The 21,955-nt window shown below is 74.5% G+C and carries 17 protein-coding genes, 1 pseudogene and 1 riboswitch; of the genes and pseudogenes, 10 read left to right on the top strand and 8 right to left on the bottom strand.

Features of this window, described 5'->3' with window-relative positions:
* Positions 1-5: 5 nt before the first annotated feature.
* Both CLV72_RS20995 and CLV72_RS20990 read left to right on the top strand, forming a co-directional pair.
* Positions 6-284 (top strand): DUF6504 family protein, encoded by a 279-nt coding sequence (locus tag CLV72_RS20995; RefSeq protein WP_106249609.1) that lies wholly within the window; start codon positions 6-8, stop codon positions 282-284.
* Between the two features lie 275 nt (positions 285-559).
* Positions 560-3,028 (top strand): alkaline phosphatase family protein, encoded by a 2,469-nt coding sequence (locus CLV72_RS20990; protein WP_146159508.1) that lies wholly within the window; start codon positions 560-562, stop codon positions 3,026-3,028.
* A 58-nt stretch (positions 3,029-3,086) separates the two neighbouring features.
* Here the strand turns inward: CLV72_RS20990 and lepB are convergent, their stop codons facing one another.
* Positions 3,087-4,055, bottom strand: a complete 969-nt coding sequence (gene lepB, locus CLV72_RS20985) for a signal peptidase I (RefSeq protein WP_106249124.1) — start codon at positions 4,053-4,055, stop codon at positions 3,087-3,089.
* 201 nt (positions 4,056-4,256) lie between these two features.
* Positions 4,257-4,437: riboswitch (cobalamin riboswitch) on the top strand.
* A gap of 146 nt (positions 4,438-4,583) precedes the next feature.
* Between lepB and metE the strand changes: the two genes are divergently transcribed.
* A complete protein-coding gene (metE, locus tag CLV72_RS20980) occupies positions 4,584-6,881 on the top strand; it encodes a 5-methyltetrahydropteroyltriglutamate--homocysteine S-methyltransferase (protein WP_106249121.1) in 2,298 nt (765 codons plus the stop codon).
* Between the two features lie 318 nt (positions 6,882-7,199).
* Here metE and CLV72_RS20975 read toward each other — a convergent pair whose 3' ends face one another.
* The 3 genes from CLV72_RS20975 to CLV72_RS20965 all read right to left on the bottom strand — a co-directional run bounded on the left by CLV72_RS20975 (position 7,200) and on the right by CLV72_RS20965 (position 11,274).
* Positions 7,200-8,894: a S1C family serine protease gene (locus tag CLV72_RS20975; protein ID WP_106249118.1), complete on the bottom strand. Its 1,695-nt coding sequence runs from the start codon at positions 8,892-8,894 to the stop codon at positions 7,200-7,202.
* Positions 8,895-9,076: 182 nt separating this feature from the next.
* The gene (locus CLV72_RS20970) at positions 9,077-10,552 is read right to left on the bottom strand and encodes a sensor histidine kinase (RefSeq protein WP_106249115.1); all 1,476 of its coding nucleotides are present in this window, start codon (positions 10,550-10,552) and stop codon (positions 9,077-9,079) included.
* Positions 10,549-11,274, bottom strand: a complete 726-nt coding sequence (locus CLV72_RS20965; protein WP_245930337.1) for a response regulator transcription factor — start codon at positions 11,272-11,274, stop codon at positions 10,549-10,551. The genes CLV72_RS20970 and CLV72_RS20965 overlap by 4 nt, the downstream gene beginning before the upstream one ends.
* Before the next feature lie 146 nt (positions 11,275-11,420).
* Between CLV72_RS20965 and CLV72_RS20960 the strand changes: the two genes are divergently transcribed.
* Positions 11,421-12,341, top strand: coding sequence for a proteasome assembly chaperone family protein (locus tag CLV72_RS20960; RefSeq protein ID WP_106249111.1), 921 nt, complete (start codon positions 11,421-11,423; stop codon positions 12,339-12,341).
* A 132-nt stretch (positions 12,342-12,473) separates the two neighbouring features.
* Entirely contained in the window at positions 12,474-13,130 is a 657-nt protein-coding gene (locus tag CLV72_RS20955) for a PaaI family thioesterase (RefSeq protein WP_106249109.1), read from the top strand.
* A 106-nt stretch (positions 13,131-13,236) separates the two neighbouring features.
* On the opposite strand, the pseudogene cmtR reads toward CLV72_RS20955, so the two are convergent.
* A pseudogene (gene cmtR / locus CLV72_RS20950) lies at positions 13,237-13,557 on the bottom strand (Cd(II)/Pb(II)-sensing metalloregulatory transcriptional regulator CmtR); the annotation flags it as partial.
* A gap of 128 nt (positions 13,558-13,685) precedes the next feature.
* On the opposite strand from cmtR, the gene CLV72_RS20945 reads away from it, so the two are divergent.
* Positions 13,686-14,597 (top strand): cation diffusion facilitator family transporter, encoded by a 912-nt coding sequence (locus tag CLV72_RS20945; protein ID WP_106249104.1) that lies wholly within the window; start codon positions 13,686-13,688, stop codon positions 14,595-14,597.
* A gap of 72 nt (positions 14,598-14,669) precedes the next feature.
* Here CLV72_RS20945 and CLV72_RS20940 read toward each other — a convergent pair whose 3' ends face one another.
* Positions 14,670-15,386: a carbonic anhydrase gene (locus CLV72_RS20940; RefSeq protein WP_106249101.1), complete on the bottom strand. Its 717-nt coding sequence runs from the start codon at positions 15,384-15,386 to the stop codon at positions 14,670-14,672.
* Between the two features lie 184 nt (positions 15,387-15,570).
* Here CLV72_RS20940 and CLV72_RS20935 point away from each other — a divergent pair, with 184 nt between their 5' ends.
* Positions 15,571-16,224, top strand: coding sequence for a DUF1707 SHOCT-like domain-containing protein (locus CLV72_RS20935; RefSeq protein ID WP_106249099.1), 654 nt, complete (start codon positions 15,571-15,573; stop codon positions 16,222-16,224).
* 84 nt (positions 16,225-16,308) lie between these two features.
* On the opposite strand, the gene CLV72_RS20930 is transcribed toward CLV72_RS20935, so the two are convergent.
* Entirely contained in the window at positions 16,309-17,235 is a 927-nt protein-coding gene (locus tag CLV72_RS20930; RefSeq protein WP_106249097.1) for a glycerophosphodiester phosphodiesterase, read from the bottom strand.
* A gap of 397 nt (positions 17,236-17,632) precedes the next feature.
* On the opposite strand from CLV72_RS20930, the gene CLV72_RS20925 reads away from it, so the two are divergent.
* From CLV72_RS20925 to CLV72_RS20915, 3 genes are all read left to right on the top strand, one after another.
* Entirely contained in the window at positions 17,633-18,889 is a 1,257-nt protein-coding gene (locus CLV72_RS20925; protein WP_106249095.1) for an ABC transporter substrate-binding protein, read from the top strand.
* A gap of 133 nt (positions 18,890-19,022) precedes the next feature.
* Positions 19,023-19,913: a carbohydrate ABC transporter permease gene (locus CLV72_RS20920; RefSeq protein ID WP_106249092.1), complete on the top strand. Its 891-nt coding sequence runs from the start codon at positions 19,023-19,025 to the stop codon at positions 19,911-19,913.
* Positions 19,910-20,770, top strand: a complete 861-nt coding sequence (locus CLV72_RS20915; protein WP_106249090.1) for a carbohydrate ABC transporter permease — start codon at positions 19,910-19,912, stop codon at positions 20,768-20,770. Before CLV72_RS20920 ends, CLV72_RS20915 begins: the two co-directional genes overlap by 4 nt.
* Positions 20,771-20,843: 73 nt before the next feature.
* Here CLV72_RS20915 and CLV72_RS20910 read toward each other — a convergent pair whose 3' ends face one another.
* A complete protein-coding gene (locus CLV72_RS20910) occupies positions 20,844-21,872 on the bottom strand; it encodes a carbohydrate kinase family protein (protein WP_106249088.1) in 1,029 nt (342 codons plus the stop codon).
* Positions 21,873-21,955 lie beyond the last annotated feature (83 nt).

Raw genomic sequence — 21,955 nt, 5'->3', positions numbered from 1 at the left:
GCGCGGTGAGCCGGGTGTTCGGGGAGCCCGTCCAGGTCTGGACCGGCGGCGACGGCCGTCCCGAGCGCTTCGCCTGGCAGGGGCGCGTCCACACCGTCCGCCGGGTGCTCGACCACTGGGTCCGCATCCGCCGGTCCGGCGGCGGCCCGGGCCGGCCGGGCCCGCACGTCTCCGAGCAGCGCTTCTGGCGGATCGACGCGGGGCCGGAGCCCGGCGCGGGCCGCTTCGAGCTGTGCTACGACACCCTGATCGACCAGTGGCTGCTCTCCCGGCCGTGGGAGTGAGCGCGCCGCGGCGCCGGGAGCGGATCGTGTCCGGCTCGTCACGTGGCGCGCCGGTCGGTTAGGCGGTCGCCGTACGGCACATCCATTACGCTAGGGGCGCGGCCCCGGGTGAGCCCCAGGGGCGACGCCGCAGCCGGCGGGGCCGTGTCGCCGGAGCGCCAGCGGGCGCGGGCTGCCGGCGCGCGACGCGCTTTCCCGAGCCACACGGGCCACCGGCTGGCGCCGGCGCTCCGTCGAGTGAGCCGGCCTGGCGATCGCGGTCGGAGAGTACAGGCGTGGAGTACGGCAGCAGGTCTATTCGGGCACCCCGGATCCGGGAACGGTTGCTGGCCGCCCTGGCCGCACTACTCGCCGTGGCGGTGTGGACCCAGCCGGCGGCGGCCGACACGGCCGGAGCGGACGCCACCGCCGAGGCGGACGGCACCGCCGGGGCCGCCGACACCGCCGCCGACGAGGCGGAGCCGGACCGGGCCGATCCGGACGAACCGGCTGAGCCGGCCGGCACGGCCGAAGGCGTCGAAGCCGCCACCGACCACGTCGTCCTGATCGGTGTCCCCGGCCTCACCTGGGAGGACATCACCCCCGAGGGCACGCCCACCCTGTGGCGGACCGCCGAGCGGGGCGCCGCCGCCAACCTCTCCATCCGCACCGTGACCCCGCGCACCTGCCCGATGGACGGCTGGCTCACCATCTCCGCGGGCCAGCGGGCCACCTGGCGGCCGCCCGACAGCCCCGGCTGCGTGCTGCCCACCGCCACCGACGACGGCCCGGGCGGCTCGGGCGCGACCGTGCCGGAATTCGACACGATCGCCGCCGCCAACGCGGGCTCGCACTACGGCGCCCGGGTCGGCTCGCTCGGCCAGGCGGTGCGCGACGCCGGCGGCCGCACCCTCGCGGTGGGCCCCGGCGCGGTGCTCGGCGCCGCCGACCGCACCGGCGCCGTCGACCTCTACGCGAGCGGCGTGGGCCGCGTCACCGACGCCCAGTGGTCGGCCGCCACCCTCGCCGTGGTCGACATCGACGACCTCGCCCGCGCCTACCTGCCGCTGTGGCCGGAGACCGAGGAGGGCGAGGAGCCGGAGGAGCCGGAGGCCGAGCCGGTCCCCGAGCGCCCCGAACTGCTCGAACGTGTCGACGACGCGGTGGCCGCGGTACTGGACGCCGCCCCCGGCGACGCCGCCGTGCTGGTCGCGGGCACCTCGGGCACCGGCGGCGGCTCGGAGCTGAACGTCCTGCTGGCCCGCGGCCCGGCCCCCACCGGCGGCGAGTACCGCCCCCCGTACCTGAGTTCGGACTCCACCCGCCACCCCGGCCTGGTCACGCTCACCGACATCCCCACCGCCGTGCTGCGCACCCTGGGCGCCGAGCCGGCCACCGGGATGATCGGGCGGCTGTGGCGGCCCGCCGACGGCCCCGAGGACACCGCCGACGCCCTGCACCGGCTGCGCGACGTGAACGACACCGCCATGGTGGTCGACCGGGTCAAGGCGCCGTTCTTCACCTTCCTGGTGGCCGCGCTGGTGGCCGCGCTCGGCCTGGGCGTGCTGGCGGTGTGGGGGAGCGGCCGCCGCACCGCCGACGTCCCCCTGCGGCTCGGCCCGCTGGCGCTGCCCGCCTCGGCCGCGGCCCGGCTGGCCGCGGCGGCCGGCCCGGTCCGGGCGCTGGCCGGCCCCGCCCTGCTGGCCGCGATGGCGCTGCCCGTCGCGGTCTACCTGGCCAATCTGGTGCCGTGGTGGCGGGTCGAGCCCGCGCCGCCCGCCCTGGTCGGCACGGTGGCCGCGATCACCGCGCTGATCACCGCGCTGGCCGCGGCGGGCCCGTGGCGGCGCTCGCCGCTGGGGCCGGGCGCCTTCGTGGCCGCGTTCACCGCGCTGGTCATGGGCGTCGACATCGCCACCGGGGCGAGCCTGCAGATGAACAACCTGACCGGCTACTCGCCGATCGTGGCGGGCCGCTTCTACGGCACCGGCAACCTCCCGCTGGCCGCGCTCACCGCCTCGCTGCTGATCGCGCTGAGCTGCCTCACCCAGGTGCTGCGCACCCGCGCGCCGCACCGCTCGCGCGCCTGGCTGGCCGCGCCCGCCGCGCTGGTCGGCGCGGTCACCATCGTGGTGGTGGGCTGGCCGGGGCTGGGCACCAGCTTCGGCGGCGTCATCGTGCTGGTGCCCGCGATCGGGGTCACCGTGATGATGCTGGCCGGCTGGCGCGTCACCGTGCTGCGCTTCGCGCTGGCCGGCGGCGCGGGGCTGGTGCTGGTGCTGTCCTTCGCCTTCCTGGACTACCTGCGGCCCGCCAGCGAGCGCAGCCACTTCGGCGCCTTCTTCGGGCAGATCCTCGACGGCGAGGCCGTCACGGTGGTGGTGCGGAAGCTGGCCGCGATGGTGGGCACCCTCAGCAACTGGCCGCTGACCCTGCTCACGGTCTGCGCGCTGGTCGCGCTGTTCGCGATCGCGGCCCGCCCGGCCCACGGCGCGGTGCTGCGGCGGGTGTACGGTCACGCCCCGCTGGTGCGCGCCGCCGTGGTCGGCTGCCTGACCACCGGCGCGGTCGGCCTGGCCACCAAGGACTCCGGTATCGCGCTGCCCGCCTTCTCGCTCACGCTGGCCGCCGCCTTCGTGCTCTACACCGGCATCCGGGTGGCGAGCGCGGCGGCGCCGGAGGCGGTGCCGCCCGCGGACGACGATGACGACGGCGAGGGCGAGCTGGCGGTGCTCACCGCCACCGGTCCCGCCGGACCGCGCTGACCCCCGCCGCCGGCGGGCGGACGGGGGTCGGGATGGTGAGCGACGGCGGAGCGGGCGTTCAGTCCCCGCGCCGCCACAGCCGGCGGCCGGCCAGGTGGATCGGGACGGCCAGCGCGAGGCCCAGCACCAGCGGCGCGGCAGCGGCCGGGGACGCGCTCGGCCCCAGCACGTCGAAGGTGGCCGGCCGCTCCAGCATGCTGATCCGGTCGAGCGGCCAGTGGATCATGAACGCCTGGCCCAGCACCGAGGCCTCGGAGATGGTGCCGTCGCTGGACTCGTCGGAGGAGTGGCCCCGGGAGTCGTAGGAGACCGCGCGGTGGTCGCCCAGCACCCACAGCCGCCCCTCGGGGACGGTGACCGGGCCGAACTCCTCGTGGGTCTCCAGGCTGCCCGGGTACAGGTACGGCTCGTCCAGCGGCACGCCGTTCACCAGCACCCGGTTCTCCACGTCGCAGCACTCGACGGTGTCGCCGGGCAGCCCGATGACGCGCTTGACGTAGTCGCGGCCGGTGGGCGCCATGCCCAGCGCCTGGCTCACGGAGTTGAAGAAGCCCGCGATCGGGTTCAGCGGCTCCTCGGGGAGCACGACGGTGTCCTCGTCCCAGGAGTCGCCGCCGTTGAACACGATCACGTCGCCGCGCTGGATGTCGGTGAACCGGTAGATGAACTTGTTCACGAACACGCGGTCGTCGATCTGGAGGGTGTTCTCCATCGAGCCGGACGGAACGTAGTAGGGCCGCACCACCCAGGTCTGGATCGCGAACGACAGCACGAGCGCGATCGCGATCAGGATCGGCAGCTCCTTCCAGAAGGAGCCGGACCCCTTCTTCCGGGTGCGCCGGGTGGGCTCCGCGGTGTCGTCGGTGCCGCCGTCGGCGTCGTCGGCCGAGGCTCCGCCGGGGGGGTCGGCGTCGGCCGTGGCGGCGGATCGTCCAGGTGTGCCGGAACCGTCGTTGTCGCCGGAAACGCCGGGTGCGCCGGGTGTGCCGGAACCGCCCCGGGTCTCGCTGTCGCTGTCGTCGCTCATCGTCTTGGAGCCTATCCGACCGCCGCCCGCGCCGCCCTGCCGCGGCGGATTCCGGACGTGTTCCGGCGCGCCTCGCCCGCCGGGAGGCGGCCCGTATACTCGCCTGCGCGACGGGTTCGCCCGGCCGGCCCCGGCCGGCCGGGCGCCCAAGCGGTCCCGACGTCCGCGGCGCTTCGCGCGCCGCGCCGTGGGGGCCGGTAGAGGGAATCCGGTGCGAGTCCGGAACTGCCCCGCAGCGGTGAGCGGGAACGACCGCCGTCATCAGCACTTGAGGCGCCATCGGCCTCTGGGAAGCGACGGCCAGTAGGAGCGCGCACGCGGTCTCGGCGCCCGTCAGGGCGGCCGGGGCGCGTGCGGCGCGCGCCCGCGAGTCCGAAGACCTGCCCGCCGCCCGCGCGCCGCCGGCGCGCGGCAGGTCCGCGGCCGCTCGGGACGGCCAGGGCGTCTCGGCGGCCGCACGCTCGGCCGCCCGCCGCGTCCTGCCCCCGCCGTGGACCTTTCGGAGCCGTCCACGAGGGAGAGGACGCCGTGAACACGCCCGTACCCGCCACATCGGTGCACGGATACCCGCACATCGGCCCGCGCCGCGAGCTCAAGCGCGCCGTCGAGGGCTACTGGGCCGGCCGCACCACCGCGGCCGAACTGGACGCCGCCGCGGCCGCCCTGCGCCGCGACGCCGTCGCCGCGATGGCCGCGGCCGGCATCGCCGCCGTACCGTCCAACACCTTCACCTACTACGACCAGATGCTCGACACGGCGCTGCTGTTCGGCGCCGTGCCCGAGCGCTTCCGCGCCGCCGCGGCCGCCGCGAGCGACCGCGCGGGCGAACTCGACGCCTACTTCGCCATGGCCCGGGGCTCCGACGCCGCCCCGCCGCTGGAGATGACGAAGTGGTTCGACACCAACTACCACTACCTCGTCCCCGAGATCGGGCCGGCGACGCCGCTGCGGCTGTCGGGCGCCAAGCCGGTCGAGGAGTTCGAGGAGGCGCGTGCGCAGGGGGTGGAGACCCGGCCGGTCCTGATCGGCCCGCTCACCTTCCTGCTGCTGTCCAAGCCCGACGCGTCCGCGCCGGAGGGCTTCGCCCCGCTCGACCGCCTGGACGAGCTGCTGCCCTGCTACGGCGAGCTGCTGGAGCGGCTGCACCGGGCCGGGGCCGCGGCCGTGCGCCTGGACGAGCCGGCGCTGGCCGCCGACCGCACTCCCGAGGAGCTGGCCGCGCTGCGCCGCGCCTACCGGTACCTCGGCGAACGGGAGGCCCGCCCCGCCATCACGGTCTCCACCTACTTCGGCGCGATCGGCGCGGCGCTGCCGGTGCTGGCCGCCGCCCCGGTGGAGGGCGTCGGCCTTGACTTCGTCGCCGGCCCGGCCAACCGGGACGCGCTGGCCGCCGCCGGCGGCCTGGGCGGCAAGGTGCTTGAGGCCGGGCTGGTCGACGGCCGCAATGTCTGGCGGACCGACCTGGGCGGCGCGCTGGCCATGGCCGCCTCGCTGCTCGGCCTGGCCGGCGGCCTGACCGTGTCCACCTCCTGCTCGCTCCAGCACGTCCCGCTCGACCTGGCGGCCGAGACCGGGCTGGACCCCCGGCTGCGGGAGCGGCTGGCCTTCGCCCGACAGAAGCTGGACGAGCTGGCGCTGATCGCGCTCGGCCTGGCCGAGGGCACCGAGGCGCTCGGCGACCGGCTGGCGGCCGGCCGCCCGGCCGGCGGCGCGTTCACCGACCACCAGGTGCGCGCCCGGCTGGACGCGCTTGGCGCCGGCCGTCCCCGCGCCGACTACGCCGTGCGGGTCCGCGCCCAGCGCCAGGGCGGCGCGGGCGCGCTGCCGCCGCTCGCCACCACCACGATCGGCTCCTTCCCGCAGACGGCCGAGGTGCGGGCGGCCCGCGCCGGGCTGCGGGCCGGGCGGCTGCCACGGGAGGAGTACGAGCGGCTGATGCGCGCGGAGATCGACCGCGTCATCGCGCTCCAGGAGGACATCGGCCTCGACGTGCTGGTGCACGGCGAGCCCGAGCGCAACGACATGGTGCAGTACTTCGCCGAGCAGCTGGCCGGCTACGCCGCCACCGAGCACGGCTGGGTGCAGTCCTACGGCTCCCGCTACGTGCGGCCGCCGATCCTGTTCGGCGACGTGTCGCGGCCCGCGCCGATGACCGTGGAGTGGGCGCGCTACGCCCAGTCGCGCACCGCCAAGCCGGTCAAGGGCATGCTGACCGGGCCGGTCACCATGCTGGCCTGGTCCTTCGTCCGCGACGACCAGCCGCTCGCGGAGACCGCCCGGCAGGTGGCGCTGGCGCTGCGCGACGAGGTGCGCGACCTGGAGGCGGCCGGCATCCGGCACATCCAGGTCGACGAGCCGGCGCTGCGCGAGCTGCTGCCGCTGCGCCGGGACGAGCAGCCGGCCTACCTGGCCTGGGCGGCCGAGGCCTTCAGGCTGGCCACCTCGGGGGTGGCCGACACCACCACCGTGCACACCCACATGTGCTACTCGGAGTTCGGCGAGGTCATCGGCGCCATCGGCGAGCTGGACGCCGACGTCACCAGCGTCGAGGCGGCCCGCTCGCGGATGGAGCTGGTCGCCGACCTGCGCGATGTCGGCTACCGCAGGGAGATCGGCCCCGGCGTGTACGACATCCACTCGCCGCGGGTGCCGTCGGAGGAGGAGATCGAGGCGGCGCTGCGCCGGGCGCTGGCCGCGGTCGAGCCGGACCGGCTGTGGGTGAACCCCGACTGCGGGCTCAAGACCCGCGGCTACGCCGAGGTCGAGCCGGCCCTGCGCAACCTGGTGAGCGCGGCGCGCCGGGTGCGGGAGTCGCTGGGCTCCTGAGCGGGGAGGGCCGGGTGTCCGGCGGGTGGCCCGTTCACCGGGGTCGGTGCCCCGGTGTCACCCGCCGGACACCTCCGCGCCCGTCCGGCAGGCGATGTGCCGGGACGGGCCGCTCGCGTCCCCCGCCGCCGCGGTGCTTGCCGCGGCGGCGGGGGAGAAGCCGGGGGCGGCCCGTGCGGGCCGCCCCCGTTCTCATCCCCCCGATCCCCGGGGTGGGAGAGGAGGGGCCCACTCCCGGGGCTTCGCCGGGCCCTGTGCGGCCGGCCCTCACCGGCCTGCCCGGCGTCTGCGGCCTGGTCGGCCGAGACGGTCCGTTCCTTAGGACGGGACCGTCTCGCCGGCCAGGGTCACCTCGGCGGTGCGCTCGTGCCCGCCGCGCTGGTAGGTGATGGTCACGGTGTCGTCGGGCCGGTGCGAGCGCACCGCCGCGATGAGGTCGTCGCCGTTGGCCACTCTTCGGTCGTTCACCTGGGTGATCACGTCGCCCTCGCGCAGGCCGCCCCCGTCGGCGGGGCCGCCCGACTGCACCTGCGCGACCTGGGCCCCCTCGCCGAGGCCGTTCTCGCCGATGGCGTCGTTGATGGACACGCCGAGGACGGTGTAGGTGGCCGTGCCGGTGTCGATCAGCTGCTCGGCGATGGGCCGCGCCGCGTTCACCGGGATGGCGAAGCCGAGGCCGATGGACCCGGCCTGGGCGCCCGACATGATGACGGAGTTGATCCCGATCACCTCGCCGCTCATGTTCACCAGGGCGCCGCCGGAGTTGCCCGGGTTGATCGGCGCGTCGGTCTGGATGGCGTCGATCACCGTCGGGGTGATCGTCTGCGGCTCCTCGTCCTGTTGCGGCAGGTCGAACGGGAAGTCCTCGGGCTGCTGCTGCTCCTGCTGCGAGGCGGTGGTGTTCACCGGCCGGTTCACCGCGCTGACGATGCCGGTGGTGACGGTGCCGCTCAGGCCGAGCGGCGAGCCGATCGCCACCACCTCGTCGCCGACCTGGAGCTGCGAGGAGTCGCCCAGGCGCGCCGGGGTGAGTTCGCTGACCCCGTCGGCCTGGATCACGGCCAGGTCGGAGGTGGGATCGGTGCCCAGCACCCGCGCGGTCGCGGTGCTGCCGTCGTTGAACTGGACGGTGATCTCGCCGTCGCGGGCGTTGGCCACCACGTGGTTGTTGGTCATGATCTGGCCGTCGGAGCTGATGATCACACCGCTGCCGCCGGACTCCCCGGCGAAGATCGACACGACGCTGGGCAGCACCGAGTCGGCGACCTCGCTGACGTCGCCGGCCGGGGCGCCGCCCCCGCCGGGCTGCTGGTCGAGCGAGCTGACCGCGCCGTCGCCGGACAGCTCCGTCGTGACGTAGGCGGCGGTGGGGCCGACGATCAGGCTGGTCACCAGCGCGGTGGCGCCGACCAGCAGGATGGTCTGCCGACGGCGGGACCGCGGTTGCGCCGGCTGCGCAACCGGGCCCGCGCCGGGCGGCGGATATCCAGGACTGCCCGCGCTCTCGCCAGACGGGGGCAGGCCGGTGCCGCCAGGGGGAACGTTTCCGGAGTGGTGGAACCAGCCCACCGGGTCGGTCGGCGGCGGACCGCCGACCGGTGTGTGCGTCGGCGGGCCGTAACCCGGGGTGTGCTGCGGCGCGCCGCCCTGGCCGTGGTAGGCCGGGCCGCCGGGCGGCCGGCCGGGGGAGCCGTGCTGGGCCTCGCCGTGCGCGGGCGCCGGCCGGTCGACCAGGGTCTGGTCGGGGCGGACGTGCGCGCCGGTGTGGTGCGGACCGTCGCCGGTGACCCGCGGACCGGCGGACGGCTCGCCCTGGTGGCTCTGCCGGTCCTGCTCGGCCGGCCGGCCCTGCGCGGCGTCCGGCGACTCGGTCGCGGGCCGCTGCTCGGGCCGGTCGATGCGGGCGGTCTCCTCCGCGCGGTCGGTGGGCTGGGGCTCGGGCCGTGCGTTCGCCGCGCCGTTACCCTCAGCCGCCGCGTCGGGTGCCTCACCGCGATTAGTGGAGTCGTTCATGGCCCTGGCCTCTTCACCTCAGGTCGTCCTGCTGACACCCTCAAGCTTCCCCGGCGGGTCTAAGAAATGGGTAAGAGCGCCATGAAATGCCGCGAAGAACCTCCTCGCGGCCCGCGGTGCCGTGCCGGAGCGCGGATATGCGAAAGGGCAGGCAGGCGAGGTGCGGTGGTCGGCGGAAGGGCTCAGCCGGGCCGGCCGGGCACGTACATCCACATCCGGGTGCCGCCGCCGGGGCGGTTCTCGGCCCGCACGTCGCCGCCGTGGTTGAGGGCGGCCTGCCGGACGATGGCCAGGCCGAGCCCCGAGCCGGCGTGGGAGCGGGCCTCGGCCGACCGGTAGAAGCGGTCGAAGATGTGCGGGAGGTCGTGCTCGGGGATGCCGGGGCCGCGGTCGGAGACGGTGAGCCGGCCGGCCCGCAGCTCCACCTCGACGGCGTTCGCCTCCCCGGAGGGGTCGGCGGGCGCGCTCGGGCTGAACTTCACCGCGTTGTCGAGCAGGTTCACCACGGCGCGCTCCAGTTCGGCCGCCGAGCCGGTCAGCCGCCACGGCCGCAGGTCGACCTTGAAGACGCGCGAGGGGTCGCGCCTGCGCACCCGCTCCACGGCGGCCGCCACCACGGCGTCGAAGTCCACCGGCGCCATCTCCCTGGGCTGCTCCTCGTCCCTGGCCAGCGCGACCAGGTCGTTGATGAGCTGGGACAGCTCGGCCAGCTGCGCGTCGACATCGCACAGCAGCGCGTCGAGGTCGGCCGGGTCGAGTTCGCGGTCGGGGGCGCGCCGCGACTGGAGCAGCAGGCTGATGTTGGTGCGCAGGCTGGTCAGCGGGGTGCGCAGTTCGTGGCTGGCGTCGGCTACCAGCTGGCGCTGGCGCCGGCGCGACTGCTCCAGCGCGCTCACCATCGCGTTGAAGCTCGCCGCCAGCTGGGCGATCTCGTCGTCGCCCTCGGCCTCGATGGGGCGGGTGCTCAGCTCCTGGGTGCGGGCGATGGTGCCGGCCGCCTCCGACAGCCGCCGTACGGGCGCCAGCCCGGCCCGGGCGATCGCCCAGCCGCCGGTGACCGCGAAGACCAGCGCGACCAGGCCGATGCCGACCATCAGCCAGCCCAGCCGGGCCAGTGAGGCGTCCACGCTGGTCAGCGGCTGGATCAGCACCAGGGCGACGCCCGGGGTCCCCGAGACGGTGGCGACGCGCACGTGCACGCCCTCGGAGTAGGCGTCGCGCAGCAGCACGCCGTTCACGCCGGCCTGCGCGAGCCGCACGTCGGACTGGACGCCGGGGTCGTCCAGCGGGACGGCCGGGGACATCTCGGCGATGGTGATCGGCAGCTCGCCCCGTACGGCGTAGGCCATGTTCACGCCCAGGGCCTGGTAGGCGCCGACGGCCTGCCGGAAGAAGGTGGAGTCCTGGGCGAAGGTGCTGTTGGAGAACTGCTGGGCCTGGAGTGCCAGGCTCTGGTCGGTGGTCTCGCGCAGCTGGGTGCGGACCAGCTGGTAGGTGAAGACGCCGGAGACCGCGACGGTGATGATCACCGCGAGGGCGGCCAGCAGCGAGACCCGGGCCCGCAGCGACAGCCGGCCCAGGTAGCGGCCGGAGAGCTCGGTCCAGCCCGCGTCGCGCCGGACCGGTCCGGTCGGCGGCGCGGGCGGGTGCGGGCTCACGTCCGCCGCCCGCCGCCCGCCGCGGAGGGGTCGGGCCGCCGCAGCGCGTAGCCGACGCCGCGGACGGTGTGGATCAGCCGGGGCAGGCCGCCCTCCTCGGTCTTGCGGCGCAGGTAGCCGATGTAGACCTCCAGGGAGTTGGACGCCTGGCCGAAGTCGTAGCCCCACACCTCCTCCAGCAGCTGCGACTTCGACAGCACCTGGCGCGGGTGGCGCATCATGAACTCCAGCAGGTCGAACTCGGTGCGGGTGAGCTGGAGCGGGCGGCCCGCGCGGGTGACCTCGCGGGCGGCCACGTCCAGGGCGAGGTCGGCGAACTCCAGCACCTCGCGCCGCTCGGTGCGGCCGAAGCCGCGGGCCCGCCGCAGCAGCGCGCGCAGCCGGGCCAGCAGCTCGTCCAGCTCGAAGGGCTTGGGCAGGTAGTCGTCGGCGCCGGCGTCCAGGCCGGCCACCCGGTCGCCGAGCGCGTCGCGGGCGGTGAGCATCAGCACGGGCAGGTCGTCGCCGCCCGCGCGCAGCCGGCGGCAGGCGCCCAGGCCGTCCAGGCGCGGCATCATGATGTCCAGGACCAGCGCGTCGGGGCGGTCGGCGGCGATCCGGTCCAGCGCCTCCTGGCCGTCGGCCGCGGTGTCGACCTCGTAGCCGTTGAAGCGCAGCGCCCGTGTGAGCGAGGCGCGCACCGCGGCGTCGTCGTCAGCCACCAGAATCCGCATACCTGCCATTGTGCGCGAGGGCGGCGGCCGGTCCGTCCCGGCCCGGTGCGGCGCGCCGGGTGTGACCCGGTCGAGATCCGGGGATTGCCGGGACGCGTCGCGCGGTTGTCTAACGTGAACATGTCGCCCGCACTCTTTTCGTGGAAGGTGGAGTCGTGCCACTGGACCCCCGTGAGCTGTACGAGCTGGACGCCCGGCCGCCGGAGGCCGAAGCGCCGGTGCTGCTGGCGCTGTTCGACGGATTCCTCGACGCGGGCAAGGCCGGCAAGCTGCTCGGCGGCCACCTCATCGAGCGGATGGAGCACCGCGTGGTGGCCACCTTCGACGTCGACCAGCTCCTGGACTACCGCTCGCGCCGCCCGCAGATGGTCTTCGACGAGGACCACTGGGCCGACGCGAAGCTGCCCGAGCTGGTGGTGCGCGAGGTCACCGACGCCGCCGGCGAGCCCTTCCTGCTGCTGACGGGCCCCGAGCCCGACCAGCAGTGGAACCGCTTCGTGGCGGCGCTCACCGGGCTGATCGAGCGCTTCGGCGTCCGGCTGACCGTCACCGCGCACGGCATCCCGATGGCGGTGCCGCACACCCGACCGGTCGGGATGACCGCCCACGCCACCCGCAAGGAGCTGATCGCCGAGCACACCTCGTTCTTCAACAAGGTCGAGGTGCCCGGCAGCGTCGCCGCGCTGCTGGAGTTCCGGCTGGGCGAGCAGGGCCGCGACGCCCTCGGCTTCGCCGTGCACGTCCCGCACTACCTGGCCCAGCTCGGCTATCCCGACGCCACGGTGGCGGCGCTGCGCGCGGTGGCGCGCTCCACGGGCCTGTCGCTGCCCGAGGAGGAGCTGGTCGAGACCGCGGAGCGCACCCGGCAGGAGATCCAGCAGCAGGTCGACGCCTCCGAGGACGCCGCGTCCGTGGTCAGCGCCCTGGAGCGCCAGTACGACCTCTATGTGGAGGCCCAGGCCAAGGGCGGCAACCTGCTCGCGCCCGACCTCGGCGCCATCCCCACCGCCGACGAACTCGGCGCGGAGTTCGAGCGCTTCCTGGCCGAGCGCGACGGCGGCGACGGCCCCGCCTGAGCACCGCCGCGGACGGGGCGGCCCGCTGAGTCCCAGCTCACAGCGGGGCCGCCCGCCGCAGCGGCGGCCCCTTCCCTAGAATCGGATTCGGTTCGGGCGCATCCAGGCCCGCCGATCCGGGGGGATCCGCCGATGACCGTCGACATGACCGCGCCCGCGCCGCTGCCCGACCCGGCCGACTACGGCTTCACGGTGGTCGCGGAGTCGGGGCTGCCCGCCGAGCACGCCGCGCTGGCGGAGCGGGTCCGGCGGCTGGTCGACGCGACCGCGCACAGCACCGCCGACCCGGCCGTGCTGGCCGAGGCGGCCGAGGAGGTCGACCGGATCAGCGCGCTGCTGGAAGGCGCCCGGCGCGAGACCGGCGCGATGCTGCACCGGCGGGTCGACGGCCGCGACGAGTACACCACCCTCACCAACGCCGTGGGCGCCGAGCTGAACCCGGCGGCGCCGCCGCTGCGGCTGGCCGGCGCGGCCGAGGGCGTGCGGGGCGAGGTGGTGCTGGGCGGCGCCTATCAAGGGCCGCCCGGCCTGGTGCACGGCGGCTGGATCGCCGCCCTGCTCGACCAGGCGATGGGCCATGCCGCGGTGGTGCTCGGCATGCCGGGGCTGACCGCGAACCTGAGCGTCGACTACCGCAGGCCCACGCCGCTGGGCCGCCCGGTCGAGGTGACCGGCCGGGTGACGGGCACCGAGCGGCGCAAGGTCTTCGTGGCCGGCGAGGTGCGCGTCGACGGGGAGCTGACCGCCGAGGGCACCGCCGTCATGGTGCGGATCCTGCCGCTCCGCTGAGCCCGGCCGCCGCGTCCGCGGCGGCGGTGTGCGCCGGGTGCATCCGGGCGCGGTCCAGGTCGGGCCCGATGGCGGCCGGCCGCCCGCCGTCGGCGCGCACCTCGGCGTCGTCGGGGCTGCTGTGCTCCTCCACCACCGACACGATGCGCAGCACGTCGTCCAGGGCGTGCGCGAGCGCGGGGTCGATCAGCTCATACCGGGTCTGGCGCCCCTCCGGGCGGGCCCGCACCAGGCCGCAGCCCCGCAGGCACGACAGGTGGTTGGAGACGTTCTGCCTGGTCAGATCGAGGGACCGGGCCAGCTGCGCGGGGTAGGCGGGTCCCTCGGCGAGCGCGAGCAGCAGCCGGCAGCGGGTGGGGTCGGCCAGGGCGCGGCCGAGGCGGCGGATCGAGGCGAGTCGGGCGTCGGCGGTGAGCATGAGAATCATTGTACAAGGTTTGGTGTATAGACAGCCGTTGCTGTATAAACAGTGACGGCTGAACAGTCGTTCGGCCGTCCGTCTGGGCAGCGTGACCCCTAGGGCTGCTCGTGCTGCGCGACACGGGGGAGGCGGCGATGGGAGCCGGCCACGGACACGGCCACGCGACGGCGGCGTCCGCGCACCGCGGGCGGCTCGTCACGGTGCTGGTGCTGACCGTCTCCGTGATGGCGGTCGAGATCGTCGGCGCGGTGCTCTCCGGCAGCCTCGCGCTGCTCGCCGACGGCGCCCACATGGGCGCCGACGCGGGCGGCCTGCTGCTGGCGCTGGTCGCCGTGTGGATCGCCGGCCGCCCGGCCACCGCCAAGCGCACCTACGGCTACCAGCGCGCCGAGATCCTGGCCGCCGCCCTGAACGCGCTCGTCCTGTTCGCGCTGGCCGCCTACATCCTCTACCAGGGCGTGCTGCGGCTCGCCGAGCCGCACGAGGTCTCCAGCGGCCTGATGCTGGCCATCGCCGTCATCGGCCTGCTCGCCAACGCCGCCGGCCTGCTGCTGCTGTACCGGGGCCAGCGCGACAGCCTCAATCTGCGCGGCGCCTACCTCGAAGTCCTCAGCGACGCCCTCGGCTCGCTGGCCGCGATCACCGCCGCCGTGATCATCTGGTTCACCGGCTGGACCCGGGCCGACGCGATCGTGTCCATGGCGATCGCGCTGTTCATCGTGCCGCGCGCCTGGGGCCTGCTCCGCGAGGCGCTGGACGTGCTGCTGGAGGCGGTGCCCAAGGGCGTGGACATCACCGACGTGCGGGCCCGGCTGCTCGCCCAGCCCGGCGTGATCGACGTGCACGACCTGCACGCCTGGACCATCACCTCGGGCGTGCCGGTGCTCTCGGCGCACGTCGTGGTCGACGACGACCGGCTCGGCCACTGCACCCACATGCTGGACCGGCTGCGCGACTGCCTGGCCACCGACTTCGACGTGGAGCACTCCACCCTGCAACTGGAGCCGGCCGACCACAGCCGCCACGAGAGCGAGCAGCACCCCTGACGCACTGGCGCCCGGCGCCCGGACCCGCGTGAGCGGGCCGGACCCCGGGCGCCTCGCGTCGCGGGGGAGCCGCTACAGGTCGTGGACCCTGCCGCTGGCAAGGTCGTAGCGGGCGCTCACCACCCGAAGCGCGCCCTCGGCGATGTAGGGCGCCAGGAACTCGTTGCCGCGCAGCCGCTCGGCGATCTGGCGGGCGTTGACGTCGATCGTCTTGGCCACCAGGTCGTCGCCGGGCAGCGTCATGGCCTCCTCGACGGCCGGGCGGATGCCGGTGACGAAGGGCTCGATGTCGGCGGGCGGCGTCTCGCCCGACTCCACGTACTGCACCGCGGCCGTCACCGCGCCGCAGGAGCTGTGGCCCAGCACCATGATCAGCGGCACGTGCAGGTGGGCGCCGCCGTAGGTGACGCTGGCCGTCACGGAGGCGTCGAGCACCTGCCCGCCGGTGCGGACCACGGCGAGGTCGCCGATGCCCCGGTCGAAGACGTGCTCGACCGGCACGCGGGAGTCCAGGCAGCCGAGCACCAGTGCGAACGGGTGCTGGGCGCCGGCGGTCTCCTCGCGCCTGGCCTGGCTGAGATGGGGCTGGCGGGAGCGGTCGCGGCGGTAGCGGCGGTTGCCCTCGTGCAGCAGCGCCAGCGCCTGGTCGGGCGTCAGGTTCTCGGTGTCGTCGCCGCCGGACGCGTGGGCGGAGGTGGAGGCGAGTGAGGTGACGAGCAAGGCGGATGAGCCGGCGAACAGCGCGGTGCCGAGAGCCCGGCGCCGTGTCGGACGGGAGGGGTTGTTCATATCCGGATTTTGCACCCGTTCACGGCTCTTTCATCGCGCTGGGCGGTGATGGTCGGCTTTCTGACCGCTTTTGGTCACAATCAGCGACATAGACATGTCAGGCAATCGATGTCGGCAAAAGGGCGGCCATTTCCGGGGAGCCGGTGGCGCCGGACCGGCCGGACCGGGACTAGGATTCCGAGCCATGAGCGAGCCTCCCGAGCCGGCCGACCGTCGGCAGATGCGCGCGTCGGACGCCGACCGGGACAAGGTGGCCGAGGTGCTGCGCGAGGCCGCCGCCGAGGGGCGGCTGGACCTCGCCGAACTGGACGAGCGCATCGACGCGCTCTACCGGGCCAGGACCTACGCCGAACTCGAACCGATCACCCGCGACCTCCCGGCCCAAAGCCGCGCCGCCGCGGCGCGGCCGGCCGCGCACCCCGCGCCCGCCCGCCGCATCGGCGGCCGGGCCACCTCCAGCTCCGCCTTCGCCATCATGAGCGGCGCCGCCCGCAAGGGACGGTGGACCATCGGCGAGCGCTTCACCTCCGGCGCCTTCTGGGGCGGTGTCGAGATCGACCTGCGCGAGGCCGACTTCGCCGCCGAGACGGTCGCCATCAGCGCCTACGCCTTCCAGGCCGGTATCCACATCATCGTCCCCGAGGACGTCGAGGTCGACATGCGCGGCATCGGCGTCATGGGCGGCTTCGGCAGCGCGGCCGGCTCCGGCACCGGTACCGGCCCCACCATCGTCGTCAAGGGCTTCGCGCTGATGGGGGGCGTGTCGGTCACCCGCAAGCCAAGGCAGCAGCGGCCCGGCGAACTCGACCGGTCCGGGCGGCCCGGCATCGAGGAGTAGCCGGGCGCGCCCCGCGCCGGCGCCGCATCGCAGCGGGCCCGGACCGGTCGACCGGTCCGGGCCCGCTCACTCGGCGGAAGGGCGTCAGGCGGCGCCGCTCGCGGCGAACTGCCGGTTCCAGCCCGCCAGCTGGGCCGGGTGGTCGGTGATGATCGCGTCGACGCCCAGCTCGGTCAGCCGCTGCCAGCCCGCCGCCTCGTTGACGGTGTAGGCCATGACCTCGATCCCGGCCGCCTGGAGCTCGTCGACCACCTCGGGCCGCTCCAGCAGCCGCTCGGCGTTGGGGTTGTAGGCGTCCACGCCCAGCTCCTCGGCGATCGCCACCGGGTCGCCGTCCAGCCTGCTGCGCAGCAGCCCGGCCGGCAGTTCGGGCGCCTCGGCGCGCAGGTTGCGCACGGTCTCCACGTCGAAGCTCTGCACCATGACGCTGTCGGCCAGGCCCCGGTCGCGGATCATGTCGGCGGTCTCGGCGACCGCGTTCGCCGACCAGCCGCCCTTGTACTCCAGCAGCAGCCGGCCGCCCTGGTCGGCGAAGGAGTCCAGCGCCTGCTCCAGGGAGGGCATCGGCTCGTCGGCGTAGGCCGGCGCGAACCACGAGCCCGCGTCGAGCCCGCGCACCTCGGAGTAGTCCATCTCGCGGATGGCGCCGGTGCCGTCGGTGGTGCGGTCGACGGTGTCGTCGTGGATGACCACCGGCACGCCGTCGGCGGTGAAGTCGATGTCGATCTCGATGTAGTCGGCGCCGCTGTGCCGGGCCGCCTCGATCGCGACGAGCGTGTTCTCGGGAGCCAGGCCCGAGTAGCCGCGGTGCGCCACCACCTGGGCGGGCGCCAGGGCCGCGGCCGGCTCGGCGGCCTCGGCGACCGGCGCCGGCGCCGGCTCGGTCCGGACGGCCACGGGCGCCGGCGCGGCCGGTGCGGTGCCGGCGGTCTCGGCCGTCGCGACGGCCGGGACCAGCGCGGCGGTGAGCGCGAACAGCGAGGCGAAGGCGATCGCACGAGAAGTGGTCATGATCGCAAAATAAGCTGCGAAAGTGTATTTCTCCGCTCGCCGAACTGAATGCACGCCAACCGGAAGGTACGATTTTGCGACCGGATGGCATTTCGGCTTCTATTTTTGACGTTAAACGGCTCAAATTATGAAATTCGTCCGACCGTGAGGTGAGGAGGTGATCACACTCCGGCATACAGGACGAAACGGATATATCCCGGGATTCGGCTCGGCGGCCGCCGCTGCGGCCGCGCGCCCCCACTAGCCGGTATGCGGAGACGTTATGTGTGCACACCTTGACTGGGGCCCGGCCACCTGCCTGTATGGCTGGAGCTGACAACGTTGTCAGGGGTTCCCGTGCGCCGCGGGGTGGCGCGGAGCGCAGGACACGAGGTCCCGTTGAAAAGGAGCAGCAAGGATGCGACGAGGATGGACCGCGGCGCTCGCGATCTCGCTGGCCGGGGTGCTGACCGCGACCGCCTGCGGAGGGTCGGGCGGTGAGGACGCCGAAGGCTCGGTGGAGGTCTTCTCCTGGTGGACCGGGGGCGGTGAGGCGGCCGGGCTCGACGCGCTGATCGAGCGCTTCGAGGCCGACAACGCCGGCATCGCCTTCAACAACGCCGCCGTGGCCGGCGGCTCGGGCACCAACGCCCAGGGCGTGCTGGAGTCGCGCCTGCAGGCCAACGAGCCGCCGGACTCCTTCCAGGGGCACGCCGGCGCCGAGCTGATGGACTACATCGAGGCGGGCTACTTGGAACCGCTCACCGAGTTCTACGCCGAGCAGGGCCTCAACGAGGTCTTCCCGCCCGAACTGCTGGAGCAGATCACCCTGGACGGCGAGATCTACTCCGTCCCGGTGAACATCCACCGCTCCAACGTGCTCTGGTACAACCCCGGCGTGCTGGAGGAGGCGGGGGTCGAGCCGCCCACCACGCTGGCGGAGTTCGAGGACGCGCTCGCCACCGTGGAGGAGGAGACCGACGCGATCCCGCTCTCGCTGGGCGCGCAGTGGACCGCCGACCACCTGCTGGAGAGCATCCTGCTGGCCTCGCTGGGGACCGAGGGCTACAACGCGCTGTGGCAGCCGGGCGCCGACTGGAGCACCCCCGAGGTGACGGAGGCGCTGGAGACCTTCGACCGGATCTACGCCTACACCAACACCGACGCCGGCGCCGCCGACTGGCAGGAGGCGTCGCAGGCCGTCGTGGACGGCGACGCCGCCTTCAACATCATGGGCGACTGGGCGCTGAGCCTCTTCCAGGAGGTCGGCGCGGTCGAGGGCGAGGACTACGGCTACGTGCCGACCCCCGGCACCGACGGCACCTACCTGTGGCTGAGCGACAGCTTCACCCTGCCCGTCAACGCCCCCAACCCCGAGGGCGCCCAGGCCTGGCTGGAACTGGTCTCCAGCCAGGAGGGCCAGGACATCTTCAACCCGCTCAAGGGCTCGATCCCGGCGCGGACCGACGCCGACGCCTCGCTGTACGAGGGCTACCTGGCCGACGCCCTCACCGACTGGCAGGAGAGCACGATGGCCCCCTCCTACCAGCACGGTGCCGCCGCCAACAACCGGCAGAAGTCCGGCATCAACGACGCCGTGGGCGTCTACATCCGCGACGGGGACGTGGCCGCGCTCCAGGAGGCCCTGGTCACCGCGGCCGGCGAGGCCGGCTGAGGCACCCCGTCCATCCCGCCTGCACGCCGAGGACCCTCGCGGTCGGCCCAGCCCTGGGCTCGGCCGCCCGCGCGGGGTCCTCGGCATGCGCGGGCGCGGCAAGCAACGCGGTACAGAAAGGGGGCGGCGGCGCATGCGCGCGAAACGCGACTGGCTGCCGGGCCTGCTGCTGGTCTCACCGTCGATCATCCTGATCGGCGTCTTCGTCTACGGGCTGATCGGCTGGAACTTCCAGCTGGCCACGTCCGACAAGCACACCAACATCGCCGACGGGGAGTTCGTCGGCCTGGACAACTTCATCGCCATCTGGAGCGAGGCGCGCTGGCCGGGCGCCGTGTGGAACGCGCTCGTCTTCACCGTCGTGTTCGTGCTGACGGCCCTGCTGCTCGGCTGGCTGCTCGCGCTGCTGCTGGACAAGGGCGTGCGCGGGGAGGCCGGCTTCCGGACCGTGTTCCTGTTCCCGATGGCGGTCTCCTTCATCGCGACCGGGATCGTGTGGCGGTGGCTGATGAACCCGGCGCCGCCCGACCGCGCCGTCGGGCTGAACGCGCTCTTCCAGGACATCGGCCTCGGCTTCCTGGCCAACGAGTGGTGGCTGACCGATCGGTGGGGCATGGCCGCGATGGCGCTGCCCGCCATCTGGCAGCTGTCGGGCTACGTGATGGCGCTCTTCCTGGCCGGCTTCCGGGGCGTCTCCGAGGACCTGCGCGAGGCGGCGCGGGTGGACGGCTGCTCGGAGCGGCAGGTCTACTGGCACGTCGTGCTGCCGCAGCTGCGGCCGGTCACCCTGGTCGCGGTGATCATCATCGGCCACATGTCGCTGAAGGTGTTCGACCTGATCGTGGCGGTGGCCGGCCGCCAGCTGGCGGCCGACGTGCCCGCCATCTACATGTGGGACCAGGTCTACGAGGTGCGCGACCCGGCGATGGGCGCGACGGCCGCGAGCTACCTGCTGCTCGCCGTCGCCGTCGTCATCGTGCCGTACCTGGTGTGGACGCTGCGGTCGGAGAGGAAGGCGTCATGACGGCGGCGGTGGCCCGCACGGCGGTGCGGCCGAGGGCGCGGGCCGGGGCGGCCGGGCGGTGGCTGAAGTTCGGCGTGCTGCTGGTCTTCGCGCTGATCGTGCTGATCCCGATGTACGTGCTGCTGGTGACCAGCTTCAAGCCGCTGGCCGAGGCGACGGCGGCGCGGGCCTGGCAGCTGCCCACGGTGTGGACCGTGGAGGGCTGGGTCTTCGCCTGGCAGGAACTGGCGCCGAGCCTGGCCAACAGCCTGCGGATGGTGATCCCCGCCTCGATCATCTCCTCCGTGCTGGGCTCGCTCAACGGCTACGTGATGGCCAAGTGGCGCTTCCCGCACTCCGACGTGGTCTTCACCCTCTTCCTGTTCGGGATGTTCATCCCGTACCAGGCGGTGATGATCCCGCTGGTGCAGATGATGCAGGCGGCGGACCTGATGGGCACCATCACCCCGCTGGTGATCGCGCACGTCGTGTTCGGCATCCCGATCTGCACGCTGATCTTCCGCAACTACTACGCCACCCTGCCGGACCAGCTGATCGAGGCGTCCCGCGTCGACGGGGCCGGCATGCTGCGGACGTACTGGTCGATCATCCTGCCGAACTCGGCGCCGGCCTTCGCCGTCACCCTGATCTGGCAGTTCACCTCGGCCTGGAACGACTTCCTGTTCGCCGTCTTCCTGACCGGACCGAGCGACTGGCCGGTGACCGTGGCGCTGAACAACCTGACCGGGTCGATGGTGATGCCCTACAACCAGCAGATGGCGGCCGCGCTGCTCGCGTCGCTGCCGACGCTGCTGGTGTACGTGTTCCTCGGCCGCTTCTTCATGCGCGGGCTGATGGCCGGGGCGCTGAAGGGCTGAGGCCCATGCGTCCGCCCCGGCCGGGCGCCGCGCGCCCGCAGGCGTGCGCGACCCCGGCCGGGGCGGACGGCGGTCAGGCGGAGGCGGCGCGCTCGGCCGCGCCGGCCCCGGCCGGCAGCTCGTCGCGGTAGGGCGGGTCGGCGCCGGGCCGGGTGCAGCTGAGCGCGGCCACGGCCTGGGCGTGCGCGAGGACGGGCCCGAGCCGGTTCGCGGGGTCCGGGGCGGCGCACAGCCGGCGCAGCGCGGCGCGGTCGGCCAGTGCGCCGAGCGTGCCAAGGGCGTCGAGCAGACCGGCCGCGAAGGCGTCGCCCGCGCCGACCGTGTCGGCCGTGTCCACGGGCACGAAGGGCGCGTGCAGCGGCTCGCCCGGCCCGGCCAGCGCGAAGGCGCCCGCGGCGCCGCGGGTGACGACCACCAGCGCGGGGCCGCGGGCCAGCCAGTCGCGGGCCGCGTCGAGCGGGTCGCGGCCGGGGTAGAGATGGTCGATGTCCTCGTCGCTGGCCTTGACGATGTCGGCCAGCGCCAGCTGGCGCTCGACCCGGGCGACCGCCTCGGCGGGCTCGCCCGCCAGGGCGGGGCGCACATTGGGGTCGTAGCTGACGGTGGCCGCGGAGTGCGCCCGAACCCGGTGCAGCCACTCCTCCAGCACCCGCGCGCCCGGCGGCACGGCCATGGCCAGCGAGCCGACGTGCAGCGCGGCGGTGCCCTCGGGCAGCGGGTCGGGCAGCTCGGCGGGCGTCCACTGCCAGTCGGCGGTGCCGTCGACCCGGAAGTCGTAGCGGGCGCGGCCGGCGTCGTCGAGGGTGGCGATCGCCAGGGTGGTCGGCTCGGCGGCGGCGACCAGGAGCTCGGGCCGCACGCCGTTGCGCTCCAGGTGCGCCCGCAACCGCTGCCCGAAGGTGTCGGCGCCGATCCGGCCGAGCAGGGCGGCGGGCACCCCCAGCCGGGCCAGCGCCACCGCCGTGTTCGCGGGCGCTCCGCCGCACACGGCCCGGTACACGGGGTCGGGCGGGGCCGCCCCGCGGCCGGAGCGGGGCGCACCGGCGTCCGCCGGTGCCGATCCGATGAGGTCGATCAGCGCCTCTCCGACAACCACGATCACGCCCCCATGGTCCCGGCCCGGCGCCGTCCGCGCCAGCCCGGGCGCGGCGCGTCGCCGGCCGCGCGGGCGCCGGAGATCCGGAA

The organism is Allonocardiopsis opalescens (assembly GCF_003002095.1).
GTDB classification, from domain to species: Bacteria; Actinomycetota; Actinomycetes; order Streptosporangiales; family Streptosporangiaceae; genus Allonocardiopsis; species Allonocardiopsis opalescens.
This window is presented reverse-complemented; position numbering and strand designations above follow the sequence as displayed.